Source organism: Bradyrhizobium canariense, assembly GCF_900105125.1.
GTDB lineage: Bacteria > Pseudomonadota > Alphaproteobacteria > Rhizobiales > Xanthobacteraceae > Bradyrhizobium > Bradyrhizobium canariense_A.
Genome location: NZ_LT629750.1, coordinates 4,144,412 through 4,161,226, shown reverse-complemented (window position 1 = coordinate 4,161,226; position 16,815 = coordinate 4,144,412). Strand labels below are relative to the sequence as shown.

At 60.2% G+C, this 16,815-nt stretch carries 17 protein-coding genes and 1 pseudogene; 10 read left to right on the top strand and 8 right to left on the bottom strand.

The annotated features are described in order from the left end of the window. Positions 1 to 128: 128 nt before the first annotated feature. Both BLV09_RS19870 and BLV09_RS19865 read right to left on the bottom strand, forming a co-directional pair. The gene (locus tag BLV09_RS19870; protein ID WP_146688560.1) at positions 129 to 1,403 is read right to left on the bottom strand and encodes a cytochrome P450; all 1,275 of its coding nucleotides are present in this window, start codon (positions 1,401 to 1,403) and stop codon (positions 129 to 131) included. 60 nt (positions 1,404 to 1,463) lie between these two features. Next, entirely contained in the window at positions 1,464 to 2,750 is a 1,287-nt protein-coding gene (locus BLV09_RS19865; protein ID WP_146688559.1) for a cytochrome P450, read from the bottom strand. Positions 2,751 to 2,987: 237 nt separating this feature from the next. On the opposite strand from BLV09_RS19865, the gene BLV09_RS19860 reads away from it, so the two are divergent. Further along, positions 2,988 to 4,160, top strand: a complete 1,173-nt coding sequence (locus BLV09_RS19860; protein ID WP_146688558.1) for an isovaleryl-CoA dehydrogenase — start codon at positions 2,988 to 2,990, stop codon at positions 4,158 to 4,160. 71 nt (positions 4,161 to 4,231) lie between these two features. On the opposite strand, the gene BLV09_RS19855 is transcribed toward BLV09_RS19860, so the two are convergent. Continuing rightward, positions 4,232 to 5,086, bottom strand: coding sequence for a transglutaminase family protein (locus tag BLV09_RS19855; RefSeq protein ID WP_146688557.1), 855 nt, complete (start codon positions 5,084 to 5,086; stop codon positions 4,232 to 4,234). Between the two features lie 244 nt (positions 5,087 to 5,330). Here BLV09_RS19855 and gltS point away from each other — a divergent pair, with 244 nt between their 5' ends. From gltS to BLV09_RS19835, 4 genes and pseudogenes are all read left to right on the top strand, one after another. Then, on the top strand, positions 5,331 to 6,542 hold the full coding sequence (gene gltS, locus BLV09_RS19850; protein ID WP_146688556.1) for a sodium/glutamate symporter: 1,212 nt from the start codon (positions 5,331 to 5,333) through the stop codon (positions 6,540 to 6,542). A 110-nt stretch (positions 6,543 to 6,652) separates the two neighbouring features. Beyond that, positions 6,653 to 6,847 (top strand): annotated as a pseudogene (locus tag BLV09_RS19845) (acyl-CoA dehydrogenase family protein); the annotation flags it as partial. 106 nt (positions 6,848 to 6,953) lie between these two features. Continuing rightward, positions 6,954 to 8,156, top strand: a complete 1,203-nt coding sequence (locus tag BLV09_RS19840) for a DUF898 family protein (RefSeq protein ID WP_146691210.1) — start codon at positions 6,954 to 6,956, stop codon at positions 8,154 to 8,156. A gap of 19 nt (positions 8,157 to 8,175) precedes the next feature. Continuing rightward, positions 8,176 to 9,285: a M48 family metallopeptidase gene (locus BLV09_RS19835; RefSeq protein WP_146688555.1), complete on the top strand. Its 1,110-nt coding sequence runs from the start codon at positions 8,176 to 8,178 to the stop codon at positions 9,283 to 9,285. A 5-nt stretch (positions 9,286 to 9,290) separates the two neighbouring features. Here BLV09_RS19835 and BLV09_RS19830 read toward each other — a convergent pair whose 3' ends face one another. Continuing rightward, positions 9,291 to 10,109 carry a DUF2927 domain-containing protein gene (locus BLV09_RS19830; RefSeq protein WP_100387198.1) on the bottom strand — a complete coding sequence of 273 codons (819 nt, stop codon included), beginning with the start codon at positions 10,107 to 10,109 and terminating at the stop codon, positions 9,291 to 9,293. 118 nt (positions 10,110 to 10,227) lie between these two features. Then, positions 10,228 to 10,800, bottom strand: a complete 573-nt coding sequence (locus BLV09_RS19825) for a L,D-transpeptidase (RefSeq protein ID WP_146688554.1) — start codon at positions 10,798 to 10,800, stop codon at positions 10,228 to 10,230. A gap of 216 nt (positions 10,801 to 11,016) precedes the next feature. On the opposite strand from BLV09_RS19825, the gene BLV09_RS19820 reads away from it, so the two are divergent. Together BLV09_RS19820 and BLV09_RS19815 are read left to right on the top strand one after the other, a co-directional pair. After that, positions 11,017 to 12,564: an acetolactate synthase large subunit gene (locus tag BLV09_RS19820; RefSeq protein WP_146691209.1), complete on the top strand. Its 1,548-nt coding sequence runs from the start codon at positions 11,017 to 11,019 to the stop codon at positions 12,562 to 12,564. Positions 12,565 to 12,631: 67 nt separating this feature from the next. Then, positions 12,632 to 13,147, top strand: coding sequence for a hypothetical protein (locus tag BLV09_RS19815; RefSeq protein WP_146691208.1), 516 nt, complete (start codon positions 12,632 to 12,634; stop codon positions 13,145 to 13,147). Positions 13,148 to 13,228: 81 nt separating this feature from the next. Here the strand turns inward: BLV09_RS19815 and BLV09_RS19810 are convergent, their stop codons facing one another. After that, positions 13,229 to 13,441, bottom strand: a complete 213-nt coding sequence (locus BLV09_RS19810; RefSeq protein WP_100387195.1) for a hypothetical protein — start codon at positions 13,439 to 13,441, stop codon at positions 13,229 to 13,231. A 313-nt stretch (positions 13,442 to 13,754) separates the two neighbouring features. On the opposite strand from BLV09_RS19810, the gene BLV09_RS37395 reads away from it, so the two are divergent. Both BLV09_RS37395 and BLV09_RS19805 read left to right on the top strand, forming a co-directional pair. Next, positions 13,755 to 13,901, top strand: a complete 147-nt coding sequence (locus BLV09_RS37395; RefSeq protein ID WP_167558812.1) for a hypothetical protein — start codon at positions 13,755 to 13,757, stop codon at positions 13,899 to 13,901. A 113-nt stretch (positions 13,902 to 14,014) separates the two neighbouring features. Continuing rightward, a complete protein-coding gene (locus tag BLV09_RS19805; RefSeq protein ID WP_244548757.1) occupies positions 14,015 to 14,995 on the top strand; it encodes a tetratricopeptide repeat protein in 981 nt (326 codons plus the stop codon). A 6-nt stretch (positions 14,996 to 15,001) separates the two neighbouring features. On the opposite strand, the gene BLV09_RS19800 is transcribed toward BLV09_RS19805, so the two are convergent. Continuing rightward, a complete protein-coding gene (locus tag BLV09_RS19800; protein WP_433994347.1) occupies positions 15,002 to 15,694 on the bottom strand; it encodes a hypothetical protein in 693 nt (230 codons plus the stop codon). Positions 15,695 to 15,778: 84 nt separating this feature from the next. Beyond that, on the bottom strand, positions 15,779 to 16,279 hold the full coding sequence (locus tag BLV09_RS19795; protein WP_244548756.1) for a hypothetical protein: 501 nt from the start codon (positions 16,277 to 16,279) through the stop codon (positions 15,779 to 15,781). A 145-nt stretch (positions 16,280 to 16,424) separates the two neighbouring features. Here BLV09_RS19795 and BLV09_RS19790 point away from each other — a divergent pair, with 145 nt between their 5' ends. Beyond that, positions 16,425 to 16,733, top strand: coding sequence for a PilZ domain-containing protein (locus tag BLV09_RS19790; protein WP_146688552.1), 309 nt, complete (start codon positions 16,425 to 16,427; stop codon positions 16,731 to 16,733). Positions 16,734 to 16,815 lie beyond the last annotated feature (82 nt).

Below are 16,815 nucleotides of genomic sequence, written 5' to 3'. Positions count from 1 at the left end.
GAGGACGGGTTTGGCCCATTCGGTCTGGGCGGTGATGATACGAGGCCTGTAGCGCGGGGGGAACCCTGCGCTGTCATGACTTCCGAGCCTCCGGAGGGTCAAGCCCGATATTTACAGTGCTGGTCTGCTCAGGCCGGAATGCGGACCGGCAGGGACTCGTAGCCCCTCACGAAGCTGGAATAGACCCGCTTCGGCTCGCCAACCACCTCGATCTTGTCGAACCGTTTCAGCATCTCCTGCCAGACGATCCTTAGCTGCAGTTCGGCAAGCCGCATGCCGACGCAACGGTGGATGCCGAAGCCGAACGACAGATGGGTGCGCGGGCGGGGCCGATCGATGATGAAGTCGTTGGGGTTCTCGATCGCCTCTTCGTCGCGATTGCCCGAGACGTACCACATCACGACGCGGTCACCCCTGCGGATGGTCTTGCCGCCGAGTTCGGTATCGACCAGCGCGGTGCGCCGCATGTGCGCCAGCGGCGTCTGCCAGCGGATGACTTCCGGCACCATGGAATCGATCAGATCAGGGTTGTCGCGCAGTTTCCGATATTGGTCGGGGTTTTCGTTCAACGCCAGCACCGATCCGCTCATGGTATTGCGGGTGGTGTCGTTGCCGCCGACGATCAACAGGATGATATTGCCCATCAGATTGTCGGGATCCATGTGCCGCGTCGCATCGCTGTGGGCCATCATCGAGATCAGGTCGTTTCTCGGCTCGGCATTGACCCGCTCGTTCCAGAGCCTAGCAAAATAGGCCGCACACTCGTCCATCTCGGCCCGGCGCTGCTCGGCGGATTCGACGATCATGCTCTTCGGCAGGGCGGTTGAGACGTCGGACCAGCGTGTCAGCTTGCGCCGCTCTTCCCAGGGGAAGTCGAACAGCGTCGCCAGCATCTGCGTGGTCAGTTCGATCGACACCCGATCGACGAAATCGAAGGTCTCGTTGCGCGGCAAGGCGTCGAGCACCCGACCGGCGCGCTCGCGGATCAGAACCGCGAGCTGGTCCAGATGATCAGGCGTGAACATCGGAGACACGGTCTTGCGTTGGGCGCCGTGCCGCGGCTGGTCCATCGCGATGAAACTCGGCCAGTCATAACCCGGCGGCACGTCACGGATCGAAATGCCGCCCAAGCCGACATCGGAAGAGAAGATGCCGTGATTGGTATCGACATGCATGATGTCGTTATATTTGGTGACCGACCAATAAGGCTCGATCGGCGCGTTGGTGCAATAATGCACCGGCTCTTCCCTGCGCAGCCGCTCGAACCAGGGCCACAGCGTGTCATTCTGGAACAGGCGCGGCGCGCCCGGGTGAAAATCCTTCAGCGGTGTGGCGTAGGCTTCCTCGCGGGCGAGCCGCTGAAGCTCGGCCTTATCGGCTCTGACCGTAGTCTGAATGTTCATTCTCGATCGGTCCTAAGTCCTTGTCGTCCCCGGCGCGACTTGCTTGTCGTCCCCCGCGCGTCAGCCGGGGATTCGCACCGGCAATGATTCATACCCCTTAACGAAACTCGAATATACCCGCTTGGGTTCGCCAACCACTTCAATATTGTCGAACCGCTTCATGATTTCTTCCCAGATGATCCTCAGTTGCAGCTCAGCAAGCCTGATGCCGACGCAACGATGGATACCGAAGCCGAAGGAGAGGTGGGTGCGCGGACGGGCCCGGTCGATGATGAACTCATAGGGACGATCGATGACCTCTTCGTCGCGGTTCCCCGAGACGTACCACATCACGACCTTGTCGCCTTTTTTGAACTTCTTGCCGCGGAACTCGATGTCCTGGAGCGCGGTCCGGCGCATATGCGCCAACGGCGTCTGCCAGCGGATCACCTCCGGCACGAAACTATCGATCAGTTCGGGATTTTCCCGCAGCTTTCTGTATTGATCCGGATTTTTGCTTAACGCATAGACGCTGCCCGACAATGTGTTGCGGGTGGTATCGTTGCCTCCGACGATCAGCAGGATCAGGTTACCGAGGAAATTCTTCGGATCGATGTCGCGCGTGGCTTCGCTGTGCGCCATCATCGACAACAGATCGCTCTTCGGCGGCTGGTTGATGCGTTCCTTCCACAGCCTCCCGAAATACGTCGCGCATTCCAGCAGTTCGGCCTGCCGCTCTTCCTCCGTCGCAACCAGGCCATCCGGACCAGGAAGCGTTGTTGCGACGTCGGACCAGCGCGTCAGCTTGCGGCGGTCTTCCCAGGGGAAGTCGAACAGCACGGCGAGCATCTGCGTGGTCAGTTCGATCGAGACCTGATCGACCCAGTCGAACACCTCGTTCTTTGGCAGATTGTCCAGGCATTCGGCGGATCGCTTGCGGATATTGATCGCGAGCTGGTCAAGATGGGTTGGGGTGAACATCGGCGCGACGGTCTTGCGCTGCGCGCTGTGACGCGGCTGATCCATCGCAATGAAGCTTTCGCGACGCAGGTCGGGTGCGACATCGCGGATGGTTATGCCGCCGAGCAGCGCCGCCGAGGAGAACATCGAATGGTTGGTTTCGATCTCCATGATGTCGTTGTATTTGGTGACCGACCAATACGGGCCGAACATGCTATCCCTGCAGTAATGGATCGGCTCTTCCTTGCGCAGCCGGTCGAAATACGGCCAGTGCGTATCGGAGCGAAACAGTTCGGGATCTCCTGGATTAAATTGGTCGAGCGGCAACGAAAACGCCTGCTCTTGCGCGGCGTTTTCTTGGGCGGCCTTTTGACTGACGCTTTGGACGGCTTCGATGGTCCCGTGCATGGATCGGCTCCCTGATGGTTCCGCTTCCGTTGGTTCGGGCGGTGATTGAATCGAATTACAACCCGTTACCCGCGCCAGAGCAAGCGAGAGTTTGACGCATTTCTGCGGCATTGCGGCGCCGATCCGGCCCGGGTCCTGCTCGCGCCCCCTTCTCAGGGCCGCCGGCCCGTGACAAGCTTATTTGCAACGCATAAGGCTGTGCGCGCGATAAGCCGCATGATCTGCCCGGAGGCCACCATGATCCCCAACGCGCATCGGACGTTCAATTTCGATCTCGGCGAAACCGCCGACGCGATCCGCGAAACCGTCCAAAGCTTCTCGTCCGATGAGATCGCGCCGCGGGCCGCCGAAATCGACAAAAGCAACCAATTCCCCCGCGACCTGTGGCCGAAGATCGGCGCGCTCGGCCTGCACGGGATTACGGTCGAGGAGGAGTATGGCGGATCGGGACTGGGCTATCTCGAGCATTGCATCGCGGTCGAGGAAATATCGCGCGCCTCGGCGGCGGTAGGGCTGTCCTATGGCGCGCATTCGAATCTTTGCGTCAATCAGCTGCGCCGCAACGGCAACGAGAAACAGAAACGTAAATATCTGCCAAAGCTGATTTCCGGCGAGCACGTCGGATCGCTGGCAATGTCAGAGCCGAACGCGGGCTCCGACGTCGTGTCGATGGCGACCCGCGCCGAGAAGAAGGGCGACCGTTACGTCATCAACGGCAGCAAGATGTGGATCACCAACGGTCCCGTCGCCGATACACTGGTGGTCTATGCCAAGACCGATGCGGCCGCCGGCCCGCGCGGCATCACCGCCTTCATCATCGAAAAGGGCATGAAAGGGTTTTCGACCGCTCAGAAGCTCGACAAGCTCGGCATGCGTGGTTCCGATACCTGCGAGCTGGTATTCGAGAATTGCGAAGTGCCGGAAGAGAACGTGCTGAGCGAGGTCGGCCGCGGCGTCAACGTGCTGATGTCGGGCCTCGACTACGAACGTGCGGTGCTGGCCGCAGGTCCGCTCGGCATCATGCAGGCGTGCATGGATGTGGTGATGCCCTATGTGCACGAGAGAAAACAGTTCGGCCAGCCGATCGGCACCTTCCAGCTGGTGCAGGGCAAGATCGCCGACATGTACACCACGATGAACGCCTCCCGCGCCTATGTCTACGCGGTGGCGAAAGCCTGCGATCGCGGCGAGACCACGCGCGAGGATGCGGCCGGCGCCATTCTCTATGCCTCCGAGAAGGCGACGCAATGCGCGCTCGACGCCATCCAGCTGCTCGGCGGCAACGGCTATATCAATGACTATCCGACCGGGCGGCTGCTGCGTGACGCCAAGCTCTACGAGATCGGCGCCGGCACCAGCGAAATCCGGCGCATGCTGATCGGGCGGGAGCTGTTCGAGAAATCCGCATAAGGCCAATGCGAGATTTCGATTCGGCAAGTCTTGGATCATGTTCGGCAGCCCCGCCGCGGAAGCGATTGGCGTTACGGCGCTTCCACGACCTGCACCGAGACGGTCATCCGGTCGAAGGCGTCTGACGGGCCCTCCCATGAACCGGACAGCGGAGAAGCCTTCTCCTGCTCGCGCGACACGGCGACGGGGATATGTTCGCTGCTAACGAGCTTGTTGTTTGTGGGATCGAAGCCGCGCCATCCCGCGCCGGGGATGTAGATCTCGGTCCAGGCGTGAGTGGCGCCATGCTGTCCCTCGGCCATTTGGATATAACCGGTGACAAATCGCGCGCCAAATCCCCAATAGCGGGCAGCCTCCATCATAAACACCGCGAAGTCGCGGCACGTCCCGCTGCCGCGCGTGAGCGTCTCGTTCGGCAGCTGAACCCCAAGCGCGTCACGGGAATCGTATTTAAATGACCGGTAAATGTGCGTATTCAGATCGCTCAGGAGATCGATCGTATCGATGACTTGACCGGGCTGATAAAGATCCCGCAGCCATTTGTTTAGTATCGGCCCATCGTAGGGATAGCTCGGCAGGCGATACACCATCAGATCGATGTGCTCTTCCGGAGGGTATTGGAATGGGAAAGAACGGGCATACGGCGAGATAGGCCATTCGTTGAGGGCGTCGTGGTAAAGATCGACGTCCACTTCGCTTGCGAGGCTGAGCTTGTCGGATTTCCCTTCGAAGGTGAGAATGGCGATGGAATTATCGTAGACGTCGCGCAGCCAACTCACTTCCGCTTTCGGCTCGACATTAACGCGCGCTCTCGCGATATGAGCATCGTGCCCCTCGCGGGGCCGCATCATCGCTCGATGGGGTCCAAATGTGACGGGCTGATTGTAAAAATACTCTGTCTTATGAATGATGCGGATGCGTTTCATGATGCGGTTCCTTCTGCCGAACGAGAATGGAATACGGTGGTGCCTGGTGGCGACTGGCGGCACGCTGTCAGAACATGATCCCGCGTTTGCGCAGCATAGCCGCCGGCCGGCGAGAGGGCGATAGACATCATCGGCTGCCGAAATGCTTTCGGCACTCCGGAGTGCCAACTATCAACGGGTCCGATAATGAAATAAACTTCTACGCGGCCTCGACCGAAATCCGGTCGACGGGAGCGAGGGCATCATGACACCAGCCGCCAATTCGCTTGTAGCGCCGGATTTCCTGACGCTTACTCTCGGTGTCGTTCTCTATTTCGTCGGCGTAATCGTAACGCGAAACGTCAGCTTTCTTCGTAATTACAACATCCCGGAGCCGGTCACCGGCGGATTTCTTGCAGCGGTTGCCCTGTGGGTTTTTCACGCCGCAACCGGCTGGGCAATCGGCTTCGAGATGATCGGGCGTGACAGGTTGCTGGTCATCTTCTTTGGGGCAGTTGGCATCAACGCCCGGTTGTCCGATCTGCTCGCCGGTGGCAGAGCGCTGATTGTCTTGTGCGTGCTGACGACGATTTTCGTCTTCCTGCAGAACGTGGTTGGAACGCTCGGTGCTTCGCTGTTCGGCCTGCCCTCGGCGGCGGGCGTGATCATGGGCTCCATCGCTCTCGTCGGTGGGCATGGTACGACAATCGCGTGGGCGCCCGCGATCGCGGCCGAGCACGGATTTCCCGCCGCGATCGAAGCCGGTGCGGCGGTCGCGACGCTGGGTTTGATAGTGGCGAGCCTGCTCGGCGGGCCAGTCGCAAAATTTCTGATCGAGCGCCGAAAGCTCGTCTCCGGGATTGCTGCGTCAGGCGCCGAAGAACCAGCTTCCGAGGCGGACGCGGCGCCAATCGACAAGTCCAGCTTCATGTACGCGCTGCTCATGGTCAATCTTGCCGTGATCCTTGGATATCTGGTGCACGGGCCCATCACCGAGATGGGTATCAAGCTGCCGCTCTTCGTGCCGTGCCTTATCATGGGCATCGTCCTGTCCAACACAGTGCCGCTGATCTTTCCGAGGCTGCCGTGGCCCGCGCGCACGCCGGCACTGGCGCTCATTTCCGACTATGCGCTCTCGGTGTTTCTCACGATATCGTTGATGAGCATGCAGCTCTGGACCCTTGCCGAAATCGCCGGGCCTCTGCTGGTCGTGGTCATTATGCAGGCGGTAGTGGCCGTAGCGTTCATCGTCCTCGCGCTGTTCCCATTGCTCGGCGGAGACTACCAGGCCGCCGTCCTGAGTGCCGGATTCACCGGTCTTTCCCTTGGCGCGACGCCGACCGCGATCGCGAGCATGACCGCGGTGACTGAGCACTACGGTCCGTCACCAAACGCCTTCATCATTCTGCCGCTGGTCTCCGCCTTTTTCGTCGACATCATCAATGTGATCGCGATCAAGGTCTTTCTCGCTCTCTGAGTTGACGCGTACGAAGTTTTGGGAATTTTACGAAATGGTGAGCCGTCAAGATCGTCATCAGCCGAAGAAGCCAAGGCGCTTAGCCTCACGGCCATTTGCTACGGGACACATGTGATCGCGGCTAGACCACGCGCGAGGATGCCGCCGGCGCCATTCTCTTCCAGCTGCTGGGCGGCAACGGCTATATCAATGACTATCCGACCGGGCGGCTATTGCGCGACGCCAAGCTTTACGAGATCGGCGCCGGCACCAGCGAAATCCGGCGCATGCTGATCGGACGGGAGCTGTTCGAGAAATCGGCGTGAGGCCGGTCGAGCCGGTATCGCTTTTGAGCCGACAAATCTCTAATCTGTGGTTTCATTGAGATTCGTCTGCTCTTAGGGGTTGATCAGGGGGTGATCCGTGAATCAGATGAGCTTTGTGCCGGCGCATCAGGCGCCGCCGTCGACGCCTGTGTCGTTTTCCGGCGATCGGGGAGAATTTCGCTGGTTGGTGGAGCGTGGCGCCGGCCTTGAACTCATTACGGCCGGCTTTTATCGTTTTTGGCTTGCCACCGATATCCGCCGTCATTTGTGGTCGCATACCTCGGTCGACGGCGACGCGGCGGAATACACTGGTCGTGGCAGGGAGCTGCTGATCGGATTTCTGTTCGCCCTCGCGATCCTGGTGCCGATTTATCTTGCTTATTTTATCGTCGGTCTTGAAGTCGAACGCTTCAAGGCTTTCGCCAGTTTTCCGTTGTTCCTTTTTTTCTATGTTTTCGGTCAGTTCGCGATCTATCGCGCGCGGCGTTATCGCTTGACCCGCACTGTATGGCGGGGAGTGCGGTTCTGGATGGACGGCTCGGGCTGGGCCTACGCCGCCCGGGCGGCGCTATGGGGCTTGCTGATGCTCCCAACGCTGGGATTGATATTGCCGTGGCGTGAAGCGGCCCTCGAACGGTACAAGATGCGCCATTGCTACTACGGCGATTTGCCGGGAAGTTTCGAAGGTCGCGGCTGGGAGCTCTTCAAGCGCGGCTGGTGGCTGTGGCTACTGGCCGTCCTTTCGGCGGTTATGCCGTTCATGTTGTGGCCACTGGCCAAAATAGTTCCGGGCATGTTGCCAATAGCTAAAATTGCTCCGTTCATATCGCTCGTGCTTCTGTTGGCAGCGCCGTTCATTTATGGCGTGTTCAAAGCCGTCGAGTGGCGCTGGTGGCTTTCGGGCATCCGATTTGGCGACGTCCGGTTTGAATCGGGGTTACTGCGCGGCGCGCTTGTCGGCCTTTACTGGAAGGTAATCGGTTGGTTCTTGCTGATATTGGTGCTGTTCGCGACATATCTGTTCGCTTGCGCGGGTTTACTCGTGGGCATAAGCGATCTGTCGTCTGCTGCAGCCAGTTTGCGGGGAAGCGTCCCGATGATTGTCCTGGCGGCGGTAGGCTATTTGGCAATCATCCTCGCGGTAAACGTCGTGATGCGGGTCTACCTGTTGCGGGATGTGTGGGCGAGGTTGATGGCATCGACCACAGTCCACAACATTGAGGCGGCGGCGAATGTTTCCGCCAGGGGCGAGCTTGCAAATGCGCTCGGCGAGGGCTTTGCCGACGGGCTTGATATTGCCGGGTTTTAGACCATGAGTATCCGTTTCAATGGATAGCGGGCCGCAAGATGTTTCGGCGCCTTCGCGGCCGGACGCGTCAGCCATTTATTTCGACGGCAAGTCCAGCCGCCGCCGTCTGGTGACGCTCGCATTCAAGGACCAGCTTGAGCTCAGCGAGCCGTCCGAAACCGCGACGACCTGGCCTTATGCCGATATCCGCCGCGCCGACAGTCCCCCGGGCACACTCCGCCTGACGTGTCTGACAGCGCCCGCGCTGGCTCGGCTTGAGATCCGTGATGCCGCGGTCGCAGCCGAATTGATCTCCCGCTGCAACCGGCTGGACGAAAATGCCCCCGGCGGGCGTGGCGTCGCGCACATTATCGGCTGGTCGCTCGCAGCGGCGGTCTCAATCGTTGTTGTCGTGCTGTTTGGCCTGCCGCTGGCGGCGGATCGCCTGACCCCGCTGGTGCCGCAGGTGTTCGAGCGTCGTCTGGGTGACGTGGCGGATGGGCAAGTCAAAGCGATCTTCGGCAAAAAGGTTTGCGACCATGGGGCGGGGCAGCTTGCGTTCGCCAAGCTCGTCAATGCTCTTCGCGTATCGGCGGGTCTGGATACGTCGATCCAGACCGCGGTGTTGGCGACGCCGATTCCCAACGCTTTCGCGTTGCCGGGCGGCAAGGTCTATTTGTTCGACGGATTACTGGCGAAAGCTGAAAATCCCGACGAGATCGCGGGCGTGCTCGCGCATGAGCTCGGGCACGTCAAACATCGCGATAACATGCGCGGGTTGATTTATAATGGCGGGACGTCGTTTTTGATCGGTTTGCTGTTCGGCGACATTACAGGTTCAAGCGCCATCATCTTCGCCTCGCGCTCAATCGTGACCGCGTCCTATACGCGCGAGGCGGAACAAAACGCTGATACTTTTTCAATCGATGTAATGCACCGGCTCGGCCGATCACCCAAGCCGATGGGTGAACTGCTGTTTCGCGTTACCGGAAAGCAGGGCGACAAGAGCCTGTCCATTCTGGCGAGCCATCCGCTGACGGAAGATCGATTGAAGCGTATGAGCGACGAAGACCGTCCGCCGAGCGGGCCGCCGCTGCTGACGGCCGAGGAGTGGTCGTCGCTCAAGGCGATCTGCGATCCGAACAAGTGATGTGATCATTCCGGAAGATTGTTGACGTTCTTTACCCATGCCCGCACGTCGGCCAGCACTTCCGGCAGCACGGCCTTCACCTCCTGCACGGTCATGCCGGCCTTGATGCGCGGGTCATAGAGCAGATTCAGGATATACTGATCGTAGACGTCGAAGAAGCCCATCGACACGTTGTCGTTGAACATGGTCCATGGCACGGAGCTGGTATCGTTGATCGGTCCCAGCGACTGCAGCAGCTCCTCATAGGCGCAGTCCAGGAAGGTGAAATCGCTGCTGTCATAGGTGAGGATCACATCGGAGTGCTCGATCTCGAACTGCTCGTTCTTGCGAAATCCGGACAGGCATTGCGGATCGAGCGAAGTGCGAATCTCTTTCGCGCGCTCGCTGCCGTAGAGACTGGTGATGGTGCGCGACAGGTCGCGGTCGCGCACCAGGTTGACGATAACATTGGCGTCGTCGCTGGTCGGCGCCATCGCGATGTCCAGGTGCTGGACCCGGCGGCCGATATCGGCGACCACCTTGGCGAGCTGCGCCTTTCGATCCGGGCGGCCCACGCCGTCGGCGAACACCCGTACCGGCATATCGTATTTTCGGATGCGGTCGACCCGGCCGGCCAGATGATATTCGGCGCCGAACGCGGTCTTGAAAAATCCTTCGACGATTTCGCTGTCGGTGAAGGACTTCTTTTCGGCGCGCTGGCGTGAGGCGATGGCGGGAATTTCGGATGACGCCGACGGCTGCAAAACAACGTTATTGACCGCGATGCCAGCCAGTACGACCGCGAATGTCTTTAAGATAGGCGAAGGCCAGCGAGAGACGTTCATCGTGCCAACGCTGCCGTAATCGTCGCGGACGCGCAAGGCTAGACTGGCGGCCAGACTAGATAAGGCTGGATCGGGCAGATTCGCCGACAGAGCGGCGCAAGTTCCGCCGGAGGTCGGCTCAGTTTTTCACGATGACGGTGGCGCCGACGGAAACGCGGTCATAGAGGTCGGTGACGTCTTCATTGGTCATGCGGAAGCAGCCGGAAGATACCGCCTGGCCGATCGTCTCAGGCTCGTTCGAGCCGTGAATGCGATAAAGCGTCGAGCCCAGATATATGGCGCGGGCGCCGAGCGGATTGTCGATGCCGCCGGCCATGTGGCGCGGCAGGTCCGGCCGCCGCGCCAGCATCTGCGAGGGCGGGGTCCAGCTCGGCCATTCTTTCTTGGCGGAGATGCGGTGCACGCCGCCCCAGCGAAAGCCGTCACGCCCGACCCCGATGCCGTAGCGAAGTGCCTGGCCGTTGGGCAGCACCAGATAAAGCCGGCGCTCGGCGGTGTTCACCACGATGGTGCCGGGCGCATAATTGCTGTCAAAATATACGGTGGTGCGCGGAATGGGGCTGGAGCCGCCGGCGAAGAAATTAGGGCCGCCGCCCATGATATCGCGCGAGTCGAAGAACTGGGCCTGCGCCTGGCCGGCCCCGGCCAGCATGGTCACTGCGATAAACAAGAAAGCGAACCCTCGGGTCATTTTCTTCCTCGTGGATAATCTGGCCTGATTGCCAGAAAGGCCATAATTGGCGCGATTTCGCAAGCAACGAGCCTGTGAGGGCGGAGATTTTCGAAAAGTCCGGTTAACCGTTGCCCGCCAGCGTAGCAGCAATGCCCTGCTAACCCTTTGACGAAACGCGTCAGGAATGATTGATCACTGGCTGCCTCAAAAGATATCGCGAACGGGAGTGGAATGATGAACGGTGCGGAAAGTCTGGTGCGGACCCTGGTCGCGGGCGGCGTTGACGTCTGCTTTAGCAACCCGGGCACGTCGGAGATGCATTTTGTCGCCGCGCTGGACCGGGTCGAGGGCATGCGCTGCGTGCTCGGCCTGTTCGAGGGGGTGGTCACCGGTGCCGCGGACGGCTATTTCCGCATGAAGGGCACGCCGGCATCGACCCTGCTGCATCTTGGACCCGGCCTCGCCAACGGCCTGGCCAATCTGCACAACGCCAAGAAGGCGCATTCCGGCATCGTCAACATCGTCGGCCAGCATGCCACCTATCACATCGGCTACAATGCGCCGCTGACCTCCGATATCGAAGGCCTGGCCCGGCCGATGTCCGACTGGGTGCGGACATCGCCGAATGCCAAATCGATCGCAGCTGACGGCGCGGCGGCGATAGCCGCGGCCAAAAGCTCACCGCCGCAGATCGCAACCCTGATCCTGCCGGCCGACACCGCCTGGAACGAGGCCGATGGCATCGCGCAGGTGTCGGTGGACAGCCAGCGCGTCAGCTACTCCCCGCAGGCCGTCGACGAGGCGGCCAAGGTGCTGCACAACGACCCCGCCCATACCCTGCTGCTGATGACCGGAAGCGCATTGACCGAACAGGCGCTGGTGCTGGCAGAACAAATTGCAGGCAAGACCGGCTGCAAGGTGATGGGCCAGACCTATCATCCGCGCATGGCGCGCGGCCGCGGCCGCTTCTCAATCGACCGGATTCCCTATGTGATCGAGCAGGCGCTGCCGATTCTGAAGAACTTCAAGCACATCGTCCTGATCGAGGCCAACGATCCCATCGCCTTCTTCGCCTATCCGAACAAGCCGAGCGTGCTGAAGCCCGAGGGCTGCGAGGTTCATCGCATGACCTCATGGGGCGAAAATTCGGTCGCGGCGCTGGAGGCATTGGCACATGCGCTTGGCGCCAAGCCGCAGGACGTCAAGCCGCAAAAGCTGATGGAGATTGCGAAGCCGACGGGCGCGCTGACCCATGCCTCGATCGCGCAGGCGATTGCAATGGCGATTCCCGAAAATGCCATCGTGGTCGATGAATCCATCACGACCGGCCGTGGTTTCTTTCCGCCCACCGCGTCGGCTGCGCCGCATGACTGGCTGCAGAACATGGGCGGCTCGATCGGATTTTCCACGCCGGTCGCGACAGGGGCGGCGGTGGCCTGCCCGGACCGCAAGGTGATCTGCATGGTCGGCGACGGCAGCGCGATGTACACCTTTCAGTCGCTGTGGACGCAGGCGCGCGAGGGCCTCAACGTCGTGACCATCGTGTTCGCCAACCGCATCTATCAGATCCTGCGCGGTGAATTCGACGGTGTCGGCGCCGGCGAGCCGGGAAAGCGCGCGCAGGACATGCTCAAGCTCGACCGCCCGACCATTGATTTCGTCTCGCTCGCCAAGGGCATGGGCGTTCCGGGCCGCGCGGTTGACAATGTCGATGATTTCAACAAGGCGCTGGCGGAAGCCATTGCCGAGCCGGGACCGCGATTGATTGAAGTCCTGATGTAAAGCGTCATCGAACCGACGCAGATGTCGGCCATCAGGTCGCCTCGAGGGAGGCGACATGCAGGCCGAGATGCAGTCCGAACTGGACAAACTTGTCGGTGCGCTCGGGGTATTCTACGCGCGCGAGACCCATTTGCTCGAGAAGGATCTGGGCGAGCGGACGTTGACGCACCGCCTGGCGGTCCATCTTGAAAGCCAGTTTGGCGGATGGGACGTCGATTGCGACTACAACCGGCTCGGAGAACGCAGGCTTCGGCTGCCGAAGGGATCGATCGTCTCGACCGACGATGACATCGGCAAATCTATTTATCCCGATATCGTCGTGCACCGCCGAACCGTTCCGGAAAACCTCCTCGCGGTCGAGGTTCGAAAGGCGACCAATCACCAGCCGCTGGAACATGATCGACACAAATTGCGCGCGCTGACCGATCCGCATCTGTGGTTTGCCTACCGGATCGGGGTCCTGCTCGTGCTGGGCAGAAAGAACGTGATCGCGTCGGAGGTGTATATCGGCGGCGTTATCGATCAGCCCTTATCGGGTTGGCTGGCCGGGCGGCTTGGCGATGCGGGACTGGCTGCCGGGTAAACGGCGATAGGGCATCCGCCATGAGCAATCGCCGATCGCACGCCAGCAAACGAAAAGGCCGCCCGAAGGCGGCCCTCTTTATCACTTTGCGTCGTCGCTTTTCATCGCGCTCGGCTTCTTTGATTTCTTCTTGGTCGTCTTTGCCATTTTGGTGCTCGACGGATCGCCCTTGCTCATGTTGTCACCGCTCTGTGCCGCAGGGCCGGTGCTGCTTCCGGCTTTGTCGGTCGATTGGGCGAAAGCGGTCGACGAAAGAAAGGCGAGGGCGGTGGCGGCGATAATCAGCTTGCGCATCGAATAGGTCTCCCAGTGTTCAGTTCCGGCGCGCCTTAACGGAACCGGCATGCCTCCGGTTCCGTTGCCACGATCAGATATCCGTGAGCAGCCGGGTATGTGGCGTGATGCCTGCTGTCCGGCAGCGTCGCCCTGCCGGATTCCCGGTCACTCAAACCGACAGCACCGCCTTGATGAGTCTCACCTATCCATCTAGGGCTGCAGGGCAGAAAGCCAAGAATTTAGAGCTAATTGAGGGAATGTTGTAAACAAGCCGCATATGGAACCTTAAAGCGGGTTAGCAATTATTTCCTGAGACGATCAGGAGGCGATCATGTCGGATCACTGGCGTGCCTCGACCAACAGGTTTGACGTTATGCGCGGTATGAGCGACGACGAAGCAGCCTACGCCGCCGGCTGGACGATTAGCGGCCTGGCGACGCTGGGTGCCATCGTCGCGGTCTGGATGTTCGGGATTTAAGGCTCAGGCCCGAAGATCAAGGCCAGGAAAGACAGGGAAGGCCGCGAAAGCCTGGAGGTTTCGCGACGTGTTCGCGCTTCCCTTTGTCCATGCATTTTAGAAGCCAAATGCGCATGGGCGTTCTGCGCAAATCGCAGCAGGCTGTTCGTAAATCTGACGATATATCTGCGCCAGGCAACCTGCTTGCCGCCGGCATCGCGCCGGAGAGGCCGCGTGATCGTGTTGTCAAAGCCATGTCGAAGCATCCATTCCTTTCTCCCACCCTTTCCTCCGCCCCTGGACGGCAAAACTCCAGCGAAGATGCGCTGGAGCGCGCGGCGTTTGCGCTGCGGATGCAGAGGCCCGACGAAGCCGAGCGGCTTGCGGCGCGCGTTCTGAAGGCGAACCGAAGTAACGCCGCGGCGGCGACGATTCTCGGTCAAGCCCTGATGGCACAAAACCGCGCCGACGAGGCGATCGCGCCGCTGGAGCGGGCGGCACGCCGTAGCGGCGATCCGGCAACCGAAACCTTGCTTGCCGCGACGCTCTCCGCTGCAGGGCGCCGCGAGGAAGCGCTTGAGCAGTTGCGCCAAACCACCGCCCGGCGCCCGCCGTTCCCGCCAGCGTTTCGCGAACATGCCGATCAACTCGCAAAGGCTGGGCGGGTCGACGAGGCGATCGTGGTCCTCGAAAACGGCCTTGAACTCACCCCCGACGTCACTGACCTCCAGGTAAGCATCTCGCTCCTCTATCTGGGCCGCAACCGGCGAACCAAGGCCCGCACGGTCCTGTTAAAAGCTCTCACGGCGGCGCCGGGACGGCACGATGTTCTGGCTGCACTGGCTCATGTCACGCTTTTGGATGGCGAATATGCCTCCGCCGCCGACATCTACCGGCGTGTCCTTGCGCTCCGGCCCGACGATACTACGGCGCAGGCCAATTTCGGCGTGTGCCTGCTGGAAATGGGCGAGCGCGACGCCGGAGAAGCCGTTCTGCGTTCGACGACACGCGGCAAACCCGAGATGATGGGCCGGGCGATTCATTCGCTTGCGGCCTCCTCGCATGGGCGCTTCTTCCTGCGGCCCAGCGCCATCGCAAAATTCCTGCGCAGCTAGACAGGCTTATACACGGAACTGGCGCCGATAGAGGCCCGGTTCGCGGTCGATCGCGGTGGTGAGGTCGTGCGTGCGCTGGGTCTCTTCTTCGGTGAATGGCGCCGTGTGTGCCACCCAGCGTTCTCGTTTGACCGGCAGGCACTGGGCGATCGGCGTGCCCTTTGGCAGCACACCGCTAAAGTTCGCGTCATGCCAGTGCGCCGGAAAATGAATCCAGTTGTCGTGGTAGCGGTCGCAATCGACCATACCGGTCATTGTAGTGAACGGCAGGTCAAACCGGTTGACCGGATGCGTGAAAAACAGCGCATAGCCATCAGGCGCCTCGATGGTCCACAGATTGTGAAATTTGATCAGGAACCGGTCGGTATCGAACAGCGGCGTATCGATAACCTGGCTCGCGTCATGGAATCCAATCGGCGAGCGCACGAAGCTGACCGCTCCGCCCGGCGGAAGATCGTTATCCCAGGTGATTTCGCCGTTCTCGACCCTGAGGTTACACATCAGCGGGATCAAAAAGCCTGAGGTCATGGCGTCGATGAACGGCGGACAGCGCTTGACGGTATTCTCATTCCGATAGTTGATCGCGTTGAAGGCCTGCGCCGGCATCGCCTTCAGCCAGTCGGGAAGACCTGCTGTCGCCGGTACCGGTGGAGGCAGTATTCCCTCCAATTCCGCCGGGCAGCGGAATGTGAGTGTCATCGATTTGTCGTGATCGGGCATCGCCACAGTCTTTCATCGGCTTTTGTTATTGTTGTCGTCGATCGCACATGCGCGCCCGAGGGCTCAGAGATCATCGGGGCCCTCAATCCCTGCGCGCTTCAGATCGCGAAGTAGTTTTTGCACCAACACCACGTTGGTCTTTTGCAGTTCTTGATTGTCGCCAAAGTTGAAGCCGTTCTGTTCGGTGACGATGAGCCCGTCCTTGGCTTCCGACAGAATGGCCTGCTTCTTCAGCCGATCGACCCGGCGTCTGATCGTCTCGATCGGAATGCTCAGGAATCTCGCGAGGGCCGCGCGGGAAACGCCCTGTTTGACGTCGCCGCTCTCAAGCCGATCCATGCTGCCGAACCGCTTATCGAGTTCTGGGTTTTTCCCAATGTTCAGCATGTTCGCATTCAGGATTGCATGGATGATCAGCAAATCTATGGGGTCGAAATCATAGTGACGAAATAATTCGCTGATTGAATAAAGAACGTAGGACAGCGTGTGTCTGGAGATCGTTCGAATCAAATCCGAGGATTGCGCGTCGTCTATCTCTGGCATTGCGCTTGTTGTTTCGCGCACGGCGAAAGCGAAGTTAACTCAATATTTGTTGATGCCAGCGCGCCGCCTTCATTTCCTCGCGGCTACCCAAAATGGGTAGGGGAAAGCCAGTAAAGAACCGCCGATTAAGAGATAGCAGACGAGCTCTTTTCAGAAGCGTGAGGCGATGTCGTTAAATACAGAGAAGCGGAAGAGCGGCCGGGTCGAATTTTCCCGTGGTATCGACGTTCACATGGTGGCTATCGATGGGACCTGGCGCAGGGCGTGTGTGATGTTGGATGTTGCCGCGAGCGAAGCAAAACTATCCGTCACCGAGCCAGTGGAGGGGCTGAGCCTGAAGGAGTTTTTCTTGATTCTCTCAACGACTGGCCGCGCTTTTCGTCGCTGCGAACTGGACTGGATCAATGGCGAACAGATAGGCGTCCGCTTCCTCGAGACTCAGGCTAAATCAAAGAAGGGGACCGTCTCGCAATAACCAGGCGTAGACAGCTACGAATTTCCGATGTTCCATCGCTTTCCTGCCCTCGCTGGCAACAGCTTTGGATTCGCCTGACAAA